We start from the raw sequence: 14,449 nt of genomic DNA, 5'->3' as shown, positions 1-14,449 counted from the left end.
CGATGCATCAATCGAAAGAAGAGCGAGTCCATCGCGTATTTGAAAAAATTTCCGCGCATTATGACCGGATGAATTCTGTCATCAGCTTCCGCCGCCATTTGAAATGGCGCGAAGACGTCATGCGGAGGATGAATGTGCAAAAAGGGAAAAGGGCGCTCGATGTTTGTTGCGGAACGGCCGACTGGGCGATCGCGCTGGCTGAGGCGGTCGGGCCGGAGGGGGAAGTGTACGGCCTTGACTTCAGCGAAAACATGCTGAAAGTCGGCGAACAAAAGGTGAAGGCGCGCGGCCTCGGCAATGTCAAGCTCATTCACGGCAACGCCATGCAGCTGCCGTTTCCCGACAATTCGTTCGATTATGTGACGATCGGCTTCGGCTTGCGCAACGTTCCTGATTATATGACGGTGCTTAAGGAAATGCACCGCGTCACCAAGCCGGGCGGCATGACCGTCTGTCTGGAAACGTCGCAGCCGACGTTGTTTGGTTTCCGCCAGCTTTACTATTTTTATTTTCGGTTTATTATGCCGCTGTTTGGCAAGCTGTTGGCGAAAAGCTATGAGGAATACTCGTGGCTGCAGGAATCGGCGCGCGAATTTCCAGGGCGGGACGAGCTGGCCGAGATGTTCCGCGAAGCCGGTTTCGTCGATGTCGAGGTCAAACCGTACACGTTCGGCGTAGCGGCCATGCATTTAGGCTATAAACGATGAGTCAAGGTGAACACCATGAAGTTAAAGGCGATGTATTCGTTTTTAAGCGATGATTTGGCGGCGGTCGAAGAGGAGCTGGAACGGACGGTCCGATCCGAATACGGGCCGCTCGGGGAAGCGGCGCTCCATTTATTGCAAGCGGGCGGAAAGCGCATCCGTCCCGTTTTTGTCTTGCTGTCCGCCCGCTTTGGCCATTATGATTTCGAACGGATTAAACATGTAGCCGTAGCGCTCGAACTCATCCATATGGCATCGCTCGTTCACGACGATGTCATCGATGACGCCGACGTGCGGCGCGGCCGGCCGACGATCAAGGCGAGATGGAGCAACCGCTTTGCCATGTATACAGGCGATTATCTCTTCGCCCGTTCGCTTGAGCGGATGGCGGAGCTTGACAGTCCCCGCGCTCATCAAGTGTTGGCGAAAACGATCGTTGAAGTGTGCCGCGGGGAAATCGAGCAAATCAAGGATAAATATCGATTTGATCAGCCGCTTCGCACGTACTTGCGGCGCATCCGCCGAAAAACGGCGCTATTGATCGCCGCCAGCTGCCAGCTTGGCGCCCTTGCCGCCGGCGCGCCGGAGGCGGTGGCCAACCGGCTGTATTGGTTCGGCCATTACGTCGGCATGTCGTTTCAAATTACCGATGACATTCTCGATTTCACCGGCACGGAAGAGCAGCTCGGCAAGCCGGCCGGAAGCGACTTGCAGCAAGGAAACGTCACCCTCCCGGTGCTGTATGCCCTTTGTGATGAACAGGTGCGGGCAAAAATTACGGCCGTCAACGCGGACACGGATGTCGAGGAGATGGCGGCGGTGCTAGCGGCCATTAAACAGACGGACGCCATCGAACGATCGTATGCGCTAAGCGATCGCTATTTGGAAAAGGCGCTCCGCCTGCTCAACGAGCTGCCGGCCAACGAAGCGCGCACGCTGCTTCATGATCTCGCCCTCTACATTGGGAAAAGGGATTATTAGCGCTTTCAAGGACGCTGTTGCCAACGGCGGAAAACAATGATACTATGATGGGTGGGAATCCGTTTCCCAGTACATACGACAGTAGAGGTGGAGAGCGAATGGCAGAACGGACATTCATCATGGTAAAACCGGACGGGGTTCAGCGCAATTTGATCGGCGAGATTGTCGCCCGTTTTGAAAAAAAAGGCTTCCAGCTTGTCGGCGCGAAGCTGATGCAAGTGTCGCGCGAACTCGCCGAGCAACATTACGCTGAACATAAGGAGCGCCCGTTTTTCGGCGAGCTTGTCGACTTTATCACCTCGGGGCCAGTGTTTGCAATGGTGTGGGAGGGCGAGAACGTGATCGCCGCCGCCCGGCAAATGATGGGGAAAACGAATCCGCAGGAGGCTGCCCCTGGCACGATCCGCGGCGATTTCGGCTTGACGGTCGGCAAAAACGTCATCCACGGCTCCGACTCGCCGCAAAGCGCCGAACGCGAAATCAGCTTGTTCTTTAAAGAAGAAGAGCTCGTCAGCTATTCGAAACAGATCAATGCATGGCTGTACTGATGCGAAGACCGGCCGCCATTCGGCCGGTTTTTGCCGTTTTTGTACATTGACAGGGGAGAGGAAAAGGCGACGATGGACGATTATGCGCAGTTCATTGCCAAAGTGAAGCGAAAAACAGGCATTGACTTATCGCTATATAAGGAAGCCCAGATGAGGCGGCGTTTGGCGTCGTTGTACATGAAAAAAGGGCTAAAAAGCTTTGCCGAGCTGTTTGCAGCGATGGAGAAAGAGCCGGCGCTATGGCATGAATGCTTGGATCGGATGACGATCAACGTCTCGGAGTTTTACCGGAACGCCAAGCGTTGGGAGGTGCTTGAGCACACCATTTTACCGCGGCTATTGGCGGAAAACCCGCGCCCGAACGTGTGGAGCGCTGCCTGCTCAACCGGCGAGGAGCCGTATACGCTCGCGATGGTGCTCGCAAAACGATTGCCGCTTCACCGCGTGTCGGTGTTGGCGACCGACATTGACGATAATGCGCTCGCCCGCGCGCGCCTCGGTTTGTACAGCGAACGGTCGCTTGTAGAGCTGCCCGAGGAAATGAGAAAAAAGTTTTTTACGAAAGAAGGCGAGTATTATAAAATAGACGAAAAGATTAAACAAACGGTCAAGTTTCAAAAGCACAACTTGCTCGCGGATCCGTTTCCGCGCAACATGGATTTGATCGTTTGCCGCAACGTGCTCATTTATTTTACGGAAGAGGCGAAGCGGATGCTGTATCGCAAATTTCACGACGCGCTCCGGACGGGAGGCGTGCTGTTTGTCGGCAGCACCGAGCAGATTTTCAATCCCGGCCTGTACGGTTTTGAAGTCGAAGAGACGTTTTTTTACCGAAAAAAATAGCTCGCGCCGGCTTCTTTTTTTCCTGAAACTATTTTCATTTTTCGAATTTATGATATATTTTTACTTAAACGCGTTAAAGACCTGAAGGGAGAGACAAACATGCGGTATTTGACGGCAGGGGAATCGCATGGGCCGCAATTGACGGCCATTTTGGAAGGAGTGCCGGCCGGGCTCGCGCTATGCGCCGAGCACATCAATAAAGAGCTGGCGCGCCGGCAAAAAGGATACGGACGCGGCCGCCGCATGCAGATTGAAAAAGATGAAGTGAAAATCACAGGCGGCGTTCGGCACGGGAAAACGCTCGGCTCGCCGATTGCGCTCGTTGTCGAGAATCGCGATTTTAAACATTGGCAAACGATTATGGCGGTTGAGCCGATTGATGACGAAGCGGAAGTGAAGCGGAAAGTGACGCGTCCGCGCCCAGGGCATGCCGATTTAAACGGCGCCCTGAAATACGGACATCGCGATATGCGCAACGTGCTGGAGCGCTCGTCGGCGCGTGAAACGACGGTGCGCGTGGCGGCTGGAGCGGTGGCGAAACGCATTTTGGAGGAGGTCGGCATCCGCGTCGCTGGGCATGTCATCGAAATCGGCGGAGTGCGCACAAAGAAGCTCGATTATCGTTCGCTTGAAGAATTGCAGGCAGTGACGGAAGAATCGCCGGTGCGCTGCTTTGACCCGGAGGCGGGGCAAAAAATGATGGAAGCGATCGATTGGGCGAAGAAAAACGGTGATTCGATCGGCGGCATCGTTGAAGTGATCGTTGAAGGCGTTCCGGCCGGAGTCGGCAGCTACGTCCATTACGACCGAAAGCTTGATGCGAAAATCGCGGCCGCGATCGTCAGCATCAACGCGTTTAAAGGCGTTGAATTCGGGATCGGCTTTGAGGCGGCGCGCCGCCCGGGAAGCGAAGTGCACGATGAAATCATTTGGAGCCCAGAACAAGGCTTTTCGCGCCGGACGAACCGGGCGGGCGGCTTTGAAGGCGGGGTGACGACCGGGATGCCGATCGTCGTGCGCGGAGTGATGAAGCCGATCCCGACGCTGTACAAGCCGCTTCAAAGCGTGGATATCGAGACGAAAGAGCCGTTTGCGGCAAGCATTGAGCGATCGGACAGCTGCGCCGTGCCGGCGGCGAGCGTCGTCGCTGAGGCCGTTGTCGCCTGGGAAGTGGCGGCGGCGATCGTTGAGCAGTTTGGGCAGGATCGGATGGACTTGATTAAGGAAAATGTGGAACGCGCCCGCCGCTATGCAAAGGAGTTTTGACGATGATCGAACGGACGATTGAAACGGCGACGAAGCGCTATCCGCTTCTTTTGGGCGATGGGGCGGCCCGCATGTTGCCAAGCTTGCTTCGGTCGCTCTCCTGTCCGCCAGGGACAAAACTTTTCATCGTTACCGACGATACTGTGGCGCCTCTTTATTTGGATGAGGTGCGGGCGTTGCTTGCCGCCGCTGAGTATGACGTGTACGCCTACGTCATTCCAAGCGGGGAGGCGGCCAAGTCATTTGATAATTATTACGCCTGCCAGACAGCGGCATTGCAGTGCGGCCTCGACCGCCGCTCGGTCATCATTGCGCTTGGCGGCGGCGTTGTCGGCGATTTGGCTGGGTTTGTCGCCGCCACCTATATGCGCGGCATCCGTTACATTCAAATGCCGACGACACTCTTGGCCCATGACAGCGCCGTCGGCGGCAAAGTCGCCATCAACCATCCGCTCGGCAAAAATATGATCGGCGCCTTCCACCAGCCGGAAGCAGTCGTGTATGACACCGCCTTTTTGCGCACGCTGCCCGAGCGCGAGCTTCGGTCCGGGTTTGCCGAGGTGATCAAACATGCGCTGATCCGCGATCGCCGCTTTTACGACTGGCTGCGCGCGGAAATCAAGACGCTCGCCGACTTGCGCGGCGAGAAACTCGCCTATTGCATTGAAAAGGGCATTGACATTAAGGCGTCCGTTGTGCGTGAGGATGAAAAAGAAACCGGGGTGCGCGCCCATTTGAATTTTGGCCATACGCTCGGTCATGCGCTGGAAAGCGAATTAGGCTACGGCGCGCTCACTCACGGGGAGGCGGTTGCGGTTGGCATGCTGTTTGCCGTCTTTGTCAGCGAACGGTTTTACGGCCGATCGTTCGCCGAGCATCGATTGGCCGACTGGTTCGCCGGATACGGCTTCCCGGTGTCGCTGCCGACAACGGTTCAGACGCGCCGCCTGCTTGAGAAGATGAAAGGCGACAAAAAAGCGTACGCCGGAACAGTGCGGATGGTGCTTCTCTGTGAGATCGGCGACGTGGAAGTGGTGGAACTCGAAGACGACAACCTGCTCGCGTGGCTGGACGAGTTTGCCAGACAGGGGGGAAAAGGATGATTCGCGGCATTCGCGGAGCGATTACGGTGGATCGAAATGACGCCGAGGAAATCGTGGCGGCAACTGAAACGTTGCTTCGTGAAATGATCCGCGCAAACGATGTCGCCGCCGCCGATGTGTCGTTTGTGCTCATTTCCGTCACCGACGACATCACCGCCGCGTTTCCGGCGCAGGCGCTGCGCCGTTTGGACGGCTGGACGTATGTGCCGGTCATGTGCACGAGGGAAATTCCGGTGCCCGGTTCATTGCCGCGCTGCATTCGCGTCATGATGACGGTGGCGACTGAGAAACAGCAAGAAGAGATCTGCCACGTGTATTTAAAAGGGGCGGTCGTGCTGCGCCCGGATTTGTCGTTGACAAAAAAAACAGAAATGTAATATAGTTAAAATAACTTCTTTGCCCCCCTGAGACAACGGGGGCGTTAGAAGCTGAGCGAGAGCAGAGAGCGAGTGTAGGGTAGATGAGAATGAGCGAGTTTAGCTGAGGTGAGCATTTTTTTCATTCGCCGGCATCTGCCCAAAGACGGTCGTCTTTGGGCGTTTTATTTCCCTCTTTTTATTTCGCCTCATAAACCCTCATTCTCCGCCCGTCGATCATGAAGGGAGGAGAAGTGATGTCTGCTGATGGGCTGGCCGCTTTTTTGGCGGAAGCGAACGAATTTCGCACCATCCCGATTGTGCGCAAATTTTTAGCCGATGTCATTGAGCCGCTCGGCGTGTTTGCCAATTTGCGCGAGGAAGCCGTGTTTTTGCTTGAAAGCAAGGATGACGAATCGCCGTGGGCGCGCTATTCGTTCATCGGTGTGGCGCCGTTTTTGACGCTGGAGAGCGAAACGGGCGAAACGTTTTCGGTGAAAGACGAAAACGGGAACGAACAAATCACCGCACCGACGCTGAAAGAAGCGTTTCAATGGGTCGAGCGGACGCTTGCCGTCAAGCCGCTCGCCGAGACGGTGCCGTTTACAGGCGGTGCAGTTGGGTTTTTAGGCTACGATTTCATTTCCGCCATCGAAAAAGTGCCGCGCCACAAAAACCGCGATGTGCCTATGAAGACGGCCTATTTCGTGTTTTGTGAATCGCTGTTTGCGTTTGACCAAAAAAAGCGTGAGTTGCTCGTCATTCACTATATTCGGTTGAGCGGCAACGAAACGGAGGAAGAGAAAATCGAAGCGTACCGTGCGGCCGAACGGCGCATGGCCGATCTCGCGGCGAAAGCTGCCCGCCCTCAAGCCGAGCAGCCGCTCTTGCCGGCGGAAGGCGAATCGGGGCGGGCCGCCTCGTTTGCCAAAGCGGTGTCCAACTATGACAAAAAACAGTTTTTGCGCGATGTTGAGGCCGTGAAACGGTACATCGCGGCCGGCGATGTGTTTCAAGCCGTTCTGTCACAGCGCTTCTGCGTGCCGGTTCAAGCCGGAGGCTTTGCCATTTATCGGCTGCTCCGATACATCAACCCGTCGCCGTACATGTTTTATTTCCAGCTTGACGGTGTGGAAATTGTCGGCAGTTCGCCGGAAAAACTGATTCAAGTGCACCGTCGGCGCGTTGAAATCGATCCGATTGCCGGCACACGGCGGCGCGGCCGATCGCCGGAGGAAGACGAAAGGCTGGCTGATGAGCTGTACCACGACCCGAAAGAACGGGCTGAGCATTATATGCTTGTCGATTTGGCGCGCAACGACATCGGCCGGGTCGCCAAGTACGGAACGGTCGAGGTGCCGGTGTTGCTTCAGATCGGCAAGTTTTCACACGTGATGCACTTAATTTCCAAAGTCGTCGGTGAGCTGGACGACAACGTCCACCCGATCGATGCACTCCTTGCCGCCTTTCCGGCTGGAACGGTGAGCGGGGCGCCGAAAGTGCGGGCGATGCAAATTTTGCAGGAACTCGAGCCGACAGCGAGGGGGCTGTATGCCGGAGCGATTGCCTATATCGGGTTTGACGGCAACATCGATTCGTGCATCGCCATCCGGACAGCGGTCGTGAAAGACGGCTATGCCTATGTGCAAGCCGGCGCCGGCATTGTCGCCGACTCCGTTCCGGAACTGGAGTGGAAAGAGACGCGCAATAAGGCGAGCGCCTTGATGAATGCGATTGAACAAGCGGAACGACTATTTGCTAAAGGGGAGAGGGTCGTATGTTGAAGCAGCTGCTTTCGAAATGTGCGGAAGGGAAAGCGTTGACGGAAGACGAAGCGTATGCGGCGATGAATGTCATCATGTCCGGCGAGGCGACGGACAGTCAAATCGCAAGTCTGTTGTCCATGCTCCGCCTGCGCGGAGAGACGGTCGATGAGCTCGTCGGATTTGTGCGGGCGATGCGCGACCGGATGACCGCCATTGAGGCCAGTGATGATGTCATCGATACGTGCGGCACGGGCGGCGATGGGGCGGCGACATTCAACGTTTCCACCGCCGCGGCGATCGTCATTTCATCGCTCGGCGTCAAAGTCGCCAAGCACGGCAACCGCGCCGTTTCGTCAAAAAGCGGCAGCGCCGATGTGCTCGAGCGGCTCGGCATCGACATTCAAACGTCGCCGTCGGCCGCCAAACAGGCGTTGGAAACGAAAGGGCTGGCGTTTTTGTTCGCCCCGCTCTATCACGCGGCGATGAAACACGCCGCCGGGCCGCGGAAGGAAATCGGTTTCCGCACCGTTTTCAACTTGATCGGCCCGCTCGCCAATCCGGCGCGCTGCAAGCGGCAAGTCGTCGGTGTCTATTCGACCCGCTACGCTGAGAAATTGGCGGAGGCGATGCGCCGCCTCGGTTCGGAACATGTGTTGTTTGTCACCGGGCGCGACGGACTTGATGAATGCAGCATCGCTGCAGAAACGGATATCGTGGAGTTGAAAGACGGCGCGATCCGCCGCTTTGTCATCGCTCCAGAAGACGCCGGCTTGCCGCGCGGCGAGCTTGCCGATGTGCAAGTGCGCGATCCGGAAGAGAGCGCCGCGCTTCTTGAGGCGGTGATGGCGGGAACAGCGCCGGAGAGCGCCATCAATATCGTTGCGCTGAACGCCGGCGCCGCCCTGTATGCCGCCGGCAAAGCCGAAACGATTGCCGCAGGAGTGGCGATGGCGAAAGAGGCCATTTTGTCCAAAACCGCATACGAACAACTGCAACGCCTGCGGACGAAGGAAGTGGTTCATGATGCTTGAGCAAATTTTAGCGGCCAAACGGGAAGAAGTGGAAACGTTGATGCTGCCGGAGCCATTGCCAGAGCGAAAGCGCCGTCCATTTGCGGCGGCGCTCCGCCGGCCGCGGCGGATGCTTGGCTTGATCGCTGAGGTGAAAAAAGCGTCGCCGTCAAAAGGCATCATTCGCCCGGATTTTGACCCAGTGGCCATCTCTAAAGCGTATGAACGCGCCGGCGCCGACGCGATCAGCGTGCTGACGGATGAACGGTATTTCCAAGGGCATCGCCGCTATTTGCGAGCGATAAAAGAAGCGGTTAACGTTCCCGTGCTGCGCAAAGATTTCATCATCGATCGGCGGCAAGTCGAGGAAAGCGTCCGACTCGGGGCGGATGCGATTTTATTGATCGGCGAGGCGCTCCCGCCGGAAACGCTCGAGGAGCTCTATCATGAAGCGTACAGCTTGGGGCTCGAATGTCTGGTCGAGGTGCACGCGAAAGAGACGCTCGAGCGGATTTTAGATCGGTTTACGCCGGAGATCGTCGGCATCAACAACCGCGACTTGCATACCTTTGTGACAACGCTTGAGGCGACCAAAACGCTCGCTCCGCTCATCCCGCCATCGTGCGTCATCGTCAGCGAAAGCGGGATCGGTTCCTACAATGATGTGAAGACGGTCGAATCGTACGGAGCGCAGGCAATGCTCGTCGGCGAGTCGCTCATGCGCCAAGACGATGTGGAGCGGGCAGTCTACCGGCTGTTTGGGGAGGAAGATGGGGATGATTCGGCTTAAATATTGCGGCAACCGTTCGGCTGAAGACGTGCAGGCCGCTATCGCGAGCGGGGCTGACTACCTCGGCTTTATTTTCGCCGAAAGCAAGCGGAACGTCTCACCGAGTGAAGTGCAGCAATGGCTCGCGCCCCATGAGCTTGGCGCAAAACAGCTTGTCGGCGTCTTTGTCAACGCCCCCGTTAGGCGGATCGCCGCTGTCGCCGCCGAGCTGCCGCTTCATGTCATCCAATGCCACGGCCGTGAAACGCCGGCGGAGCTGGCGGCGGTGAAAGAGGCGGTGCCGCTTTCCGTCTGGAAGGCGATCCACCATGGCGACGGGGCGCTTGCGGCGATGAGGCAGTACGCTGGCATCGCTGATGGCTACGTCGTTGACAGCCGCGTCGCCGGCGCTTGGGGCGGGACGGGCGTCGCCTTTGATTGGGAGGCGGTGCCGCGTTATTTGGAAGAGGCGGCCCGCCAAGGCGTGCCGTGCTTCATCGCCGGCGGCATCACTCCGGACAATATCGAGCGGCTGCTTGTCTACCGCCCGGATGGCATCGATATCAGCAGCGGCATTGAAACGGACGGACGCAAAGATCCAACGAAGATGAAGCAAATCGAAGAAAAAATGAAACATTATTCTAAATAACAAAGCGAAGGGCCAAAAGACGGCGCTGACGCTCGGACGGTTAACAAACGCAGGCGCTTTGAAGAAATGCGGCTCTTCGTCTTTCAACTTTTATGAAGGAGAAGGTGGGGTTAGATGATGGAACGCGTTCCGAATGAATACGGCCGGTTTGGCGATTTCGGCGGCAAGTTTGTCCCTGAGACGCTCATGCTTCCGCTTGAGGAAATTGAAGCGGAGCTTGACAAAGCGCTTGCCGATGAATCGTTCAAACAAGAATACATCCGCATTTTGCAGCATTACTCCGGTCGCCCGACCCCGCTCACGTTCGCGCCGAATTTGACACAACGGCTTGGCGGCGCGAAAATTTATTTAAAGCGCGAAGATTTAAACCATACGGGCGCCCATAAAATTAACAACGCGATCGGCCAGGCGCTTTTGGCGAAACGGATGGGCAAGAAAAAGCTGATCGCTGAAACCGGCGCCGGCCAGCACGGCGTCGCCGCGGCGACGGTGGCCGCCCATTTCGGCATGGATTGCATCGTCTTTATGGGCGAAGAAGACATCAAGCGGCAGGAGCTGAACGTGTTTCGCATGAAGCTGTTGGGCGCCGAAGTCGTGCCGGTGTCAAGCGGCAACCGAACGTTGAAGGATGCGACGAACGAAGCGATTCGCTATTGGGTCGCCCACTGCGACGACCATTTTTACATGATTGGCTCGGTCGTCGGTCCGCATCCGTACCCGAAAATGGTGCGTGAGTTTCAGCGCGTGATTGGCGATGAAGCGAAAGAACAGTTTCTCGCCCGTGAAGGGAAGCTGCCGGATGTCATCGTCGCCTGCGTCGGCGGCGGCAGCAACGCCATCGGCATGTTTTACCCGTTTTTGCAAGATGACGTCCGCCTCGTCGGCGTCGAGGCGGCCGGCAAAGGGATCGACACTCCACACCATGCGGCGACAATCACAAAAGGGACGAAAGGGGTCATCCACGGGGCGATGACCTACCTGTTGCAAGACGAGTACGGACAAATTCTCGAACCGTATTCGATCTCAGCCGGCCTTGATTACCCCGGCGTCGGCCCGGAACATGCGTATTTGGCGAGCATTGGCCGCGTCTGCTATGAAAGCGCGACCGATGACGAGGCCGTCGCTGCGTTTCAATTGTTGGCGCAAACGGAAGGCATCATTCCGGCCATCGAGTCGGCCCATGCGGTGGCGAAAGCCGTCGAGCTCGCCCGCGAGATGCCGCCGGATGAAACGGTGCTCATTTGCCTGTCCGGCCGCGGAGATAAAGATGTGCAAACGATGATGCGCCATCTTGGCGCGAGGGAAGGTGAAGACATTGCCACTGTCCGTTAATCCGCCGCTATTTATCCCGTTTATCGTTGCCGGTGATCCGGATCCCGATGTGACGATCGATCTCGCCTTGGCGCTTGAGGAGGCCGGCGCTGACATATTGGAGCTTGGCGTGCCGTACTCCGACCCGCTCGCTGACGGACCGACGATTCAACGCGCCGCCGCAAGGGCGCTTGACGGGGGCATGACGCTTCCGAAAGCCATTCAGCTTATTGGCGAGATGCGAAAAAAAGGGGTAAACATTCCGATTATTCTCTTTACGTATTACAATCCTGTGTTACAATTAGGAGAAGAATCCTTTTTTGCTTTAGCGCAGGAAAATGGCGCCGACGGCGTGCTCATTCCCGATTTGCCGTTTGAGGAAAGCGGTTCGCTCCGCGAACTTGGCGAACGGTTTGGTCTCCCGCTCATTTCGCTTGTTGCGCCGACGTCGAAGCAGCGGATCGAGCGGATCGCTTCGGCGGCGCAAGGGTTTTTGTATTGCGTCTCCTCGCTTGGCGTTACAGGTGTGCGCGAGACGCTGCCGGAGACGCTCGGCGATTTCCTCCGTGAAGTGAAGCGGCATAGCCGCGTCCCGGTCGCCGTCGGCTTCGGCATTTCGGCGCCGGAGCAAGTCGCGATGTTAAAAGAGGTGTGCGACGGCGTTGTCGTCGGCAGCGCGCTCGTGCAAAAAGTCGAGCAGCTGGCTCCGAGGTTGCAGGCGCCGGACGAAAGGGAAGCGGCCGTCGCCGAGTTTGCTGCCTACGCCCGTTCGCTTGCCGCGCCGCTTCGGGAGCCGTGTTCTTCGCGCTAAAAGTTCCGAATCGAAGGAGTTGGCGACAATCATGCAAGTAAAGGAATCGCTCCGGGGACTTTCTCCGTACCAGCCGGGAAAATCGATCGAAGAAGTCAAGCGGGAATACGGCTTGTCTGAGATTATCAAACTTGCTTCTAACGAGAATCCGTACGGTTCGTCTCCAGCGGCAAAAGCGGCCATCGCCGCTGAGCTTGACCGCCTCGCCGTCTATCCGGACGGCTACGCCCGCACGTTGCGCGAAAAGGTGGCGAAGCATCTTGGCGTCAAGGAAACACAGCTTTTGTTTGGCAACGGTTCGGATGAGGTGGTGCAAATTCTTTGCCGCGCCTTTTTAGAGCCGGGCGTGAATACGGTGATGGCGGCGCCGACGTTCCCGCAATACCGCCATAACGCCATCATCGAGCAGGCCGAGGTGCGCGAAGTGCCGCTTGTTGATGGGCGGCATGATTTGGAGGCGATGCTTGCGGCCATCGATGAAAACACGCGCATCGTCTGGGTTTGCAACCCGAACAACCCGACGGGCACGTATGTGAATGACACTGAGCTGCGCGCCTTTTTGGACCGCGTGCCGCCGCACGTGCTCGTCGTCGTGGACGAAGCGTACTACGAATATGCGACGGCGCCTGACTACCCGCAAACGGTGCCGCTTTTAAACGAGTATGAGCGGCTTGTCGTCATGCGCACGTTCTCGAAAGCATACGGGCTCGCCGCGCTCCGCGTCGGCTACGGCGTGGCGAGTGAGGCGCTCATCCGCGCCGTCGAGCCGGCGCGCGAGCCGTTTAACACGTCGACCATCGCCCAAGCGGCCGCGGCGGCCGCGCTTGACGATCAAGCGTTCATCCGCGCCTGCGTCGAACGAAATCGCGCCGAGCTTGAGCGGTATTATCGCTTTTGCGAGGAGAACGGCCTGAAGTATTACCCGTCGCAAACGAACTTTTTGTTCATTGATTTCGGGATGGATGGCGACGAAGTGTTCCGCTATTTGCTGGAGCGAGGCGTCATTGTCCGCTCGGGCAAAGCGCTTGGGCTGCCGACCGGCGTGCGCGTGACTGTTGGCACGAAAGAGCAAAACGACCGGGTGTTGGAACTCGTTTCGCAGCTGCTTCGGGAAAAACAGCTCGCCTGACCGTTCGGCGGCAGGATGGATAGAAAAGACCGGCCCGTTGCTTTTCGAAAGCAGCGGGCGCACGTTTACATAAAGTAGGTGGGACGATTGGAAGGAAAGGTGTTCATTGTCGGCCTCGGCTTGATCGGCGGATCGATTGCATTGGCGATTAAAAAAGCACATCCGGAGGCGGTGATCATCGGCTACGACGTCAATGAGCGGCAGCTCGGCTTGGCGCGCTCGCTCAAGGTGATCGACGCAGCAGCCCGTTCGCCCGAAGACGGATACGGGCAGGCGGATTTGATCGTTCTGGCCGTTCCGGTCATGCAGACGGAGGCGCTGCTTTTGTCGATGCCGCTCGAGCGGCTGAAGCGCGGCGTCATCGTCACCGATGTCGGCAGCACGAAGCAGCGCATCGTCCAAGGCGCCCGCCGCCTGTTGGATCGTGGCGTAGCGTTCATCGGCGGCCATCCGATGGCCGGGTCGCATAAAAGCGGTGTGGCGGCGGCAAGGGCTCATCTGTTTGAAAATGCTTTTTACATTTTGACGCCGACGGACGATGTGCCGCCGCAGCAAGTCGAGGCGTTGAAACAGTGGCTTGTGGGAACGAAAGCGCAGTTTGTCATCTTAACGCCGGAAGAGCATGACCGCATCACTGGCGTAATCAGCCATTTTCCGCATTTGATTGCGGCGAGCCTCGTCCATCAGGCGCGCGAATATGAGTGCGAAAACGCCCTCGTCAGCCGGCTGGCGGCCGGCGGCTTCCGCGACATCACCCGCATCGCGTCGAGCAATCCGGAAATGTGGCGCGATATTTTTATCCATAACAAGCATGAACTGCTTGCGCTCTTTGACCGCTGGATCGCCGAAATGGAGCGGCTGCGCTCGTTTGTCGAAGAAGAAAACAGCATCGCCATTTACCATTACTTTTTGGAGGCGAAACAGTTCCGCGACGGGCTGCCGTCGAGGACGAAAGGAGCGATTCCGTCGTTTTACGATTTGTATGTCGACGTGCCGGATTATCCGGGCGTCATCTCCGAAGTGACCGGCTATTTGGCCGAGGAAAACATCAGCATCACGAACATCCGCATCATTGAGACGCGCGAAGAAATTTACGGCGTGCTCCGCCTCAGCTTCCAAAGCGAAGACGATCGGGCGCGGGCGAAAGCGTGCCTCGCCAAACATACGAACTATGCCACCTATGAAGGGTAGCAATGAAAAACA

Annotated in this window: 15 protein-coding genes; all 15 read left to right on the top strand. The window is 57.3% G+C overall.

Features of this window, described 5'->3' with window-relative positions; all coding sequences use genetic code 11:
* Window positions 1-2 precede the first annotated feature (2 nt).
* Window positions 3-707, top strand: coding sequence for a demethylmenaquinone methyltransferase (gene menG, locus BRO54_RS05305; protein WP_011231696.1), 705 nt, complete (start codon window positions 3-5; stop codon window positions 705-707).
* Window positions 708-722: 15 nt separating this feature from the next.
* Window positions 723-1,685 carry a heptaprenyl diphosphate synthase component II gene (gene hepT / locus BRO54_RS05300; RefSeq protein WP_074043339.1) on the top strand — a complete coding sequence of 321 codons (963 nt, stop codon included), beginning with the start codon at window positions 723-725 and terminating at the stop codon, window positions 1,683-1,685.
* Between the two features lie 98 nt (window positions 1,686-1,783).
* The gene (gene ndk / locus BRO54_RS05295) at window positions 1,784-2,233 is read left to right on the top strand and encodes a nucleoside-diphosphate kinase (protein WP_013524132.1); all 450 of its coding nucleotides are present in this window, start codon (window positions 1,784-1,786) and stop codon (window positions 2,231-2,233) included.
* Window positions 2,234-2,305: 72 nt separating this feature from the next.
* Window positions 2,306-3,076 (top strand): CheR family methyltransferase, encoded by a 771-nt coding sequence (locus BRO54_RS05290; RefSeq protein WP_011231693.1) that lies wholly within the window; start codon window positions 2,306-2,308, stop codon window positions 3,074-3,076.
* A gap of 99 nt (window positions 3,077-3,175) precedes the next feature.
* Window positions 3,176-4,342 (top strand): chorismate synthase, encoded by a 1,167-nt coding sequence (aroC, locus tag BRO54_RS05285; protein ID WP_074043338.1) that lies wholly within the window; start codon window positions 3,176-3,178, stop codon window positions 4,340-4,342.
* Window positions 4,343-4,344: 2 nt separating this feature from the next.
* A complete protein-coding gene (gene aroB, locus BRO54_RS05280) occupies window positions 4,345-5,445 on the top strand; it encodes a 3-dehydroquinate synthase (protein ID WP_074043337.1) in 1,101 nt (366 codons plus the stop codon).
* Window positions 5,442-5,822 (top strand): chorismate mutase, encoded by a 381-nt coding sequence (gene aroH / locus BRO54_RS05275; protein WP_015375269.1) that lies wholly within the window; start codon window positions 5,442-5,444, stop codon window positions 5,820-5,822. Before aroB ends, aroH begins: the two co-directional genes overlap by 4 nt.
* A 236-nt stretch (window positions 5,823-6,058) precedes the next feature.
* The gene (trpE, locus tag BRO54_RS05270) at window positions 6,059-7,585 is read left to right on the top strand and encodes an anthranilate synthase component I (RefSeq protein WP_074043336.1); all 1,527 of its coding nucleotides are present in this window, start codon (window positions 6,059-6,061) and stop codon (window positions 7,583-7,585) included.
* Window positions 7,579-8,598: an anthranilate phosphoribosyltransferase gene (gene trpD, locus BRO54_RS05265; RefSeq protein ID WP_074043335.1), complete on the top strand. Its 1,020-nt coding sequence runs from the start codon at window positions 7,579-7,581 to the stop codon at window positions 8,596-8,598. The genes trpE and trpD overlap by 7 nt, the downstream gene beginning before the upstream one ends.
* Entirely contained in the window at window positions 8,591-9,367 is a 777-nt protein-coding gene (gene trpC / locus BRO54_RS05260; protein WP_074043368.1) for an indole-3-glycerol phosphate synthase TrpC, read from the top strand. Before trpD ends, trpC begins: the two co-directional genes overlap by 8 nt.
* On the top strand, window positions 9,354-9,995 hold the full coding sequence (locus tag BRO54_RS05255; RefSeq protein WP_074043334.1) for a phosphoribosylanthranilate isomerase: 642 nt from the start codon (window positions 9,354-9,356) through the stop codon (window positions 9,993-9,995). Before trpC ends, BRO54_RS05255 begins: the two co-directional genes overlap by 14 nt.
* 117 nt (window positions 9,996-10,112) lie before the next feature.
* A complete protein-coding gene (trpB, locus tag BRO54_RS05250) occupies window positions 10,113-11,327 on the top strand; it encodes a tryptophan synthase subunit beta (RefSeq protein ID WP_074043367.1) in 1,215 nt (404 codons plus the stop codon).
* Window positions 11,311-12,117, top strand: coding sequence for a tryptophan synthase subunit alpha (trpA, locus tag BRO54_RS05245; RefSeq protein WP_074043333.1), 807 nt, complete (start codon window positions 11,311-11,313; stop codon window positions 12,115-12,117). Before trpB ends, trpA begins: the two co-directional genes overlap by 17 nt.
* 31 nt (window positions 12,118-12,148) lie before the next feature.
* A complete protein-coding gene (gene hisC, locus BRO54_RS05240) occupies window positions 12,149-13,246 on the top strand; it encodes a histidinol-phosphate transaminase (RefSeq protein ID WP_074043332.1) in 1,098 nt (365 codons plus the stop codon).
* A gap of 87 nt (window positions 13,247-13,333) precedes the next feature.
* Window positions 13,334-14,437 carry a prephenate dehydrogenase gene (locus BRO54_RS05235; protein WP_074043331.1) on the top strand — a complete coding sequence of 368 codons (1,104 nt, stop codon included), beginning with the start codon at window positions 13,334-13,336 and terminating at the stop codon, window positions 14,435-14,437.
* Window positions 14,438-14,449: the final 12 nt, after the last annotated feature.

The organism is Geobacillus proteiniphilus, from assembly GCF_001908025.1.
Taxonomy (GTDB): domain Bacteria; phylum Bacillota; class Bacilli; order Bacillales; family Anoxybacillaceae; genus Geobacillus; species Geobacillus proteiniphilus.
This window is presented reverse-complemented; position numbering and strand designations above follow the sequence as displayed.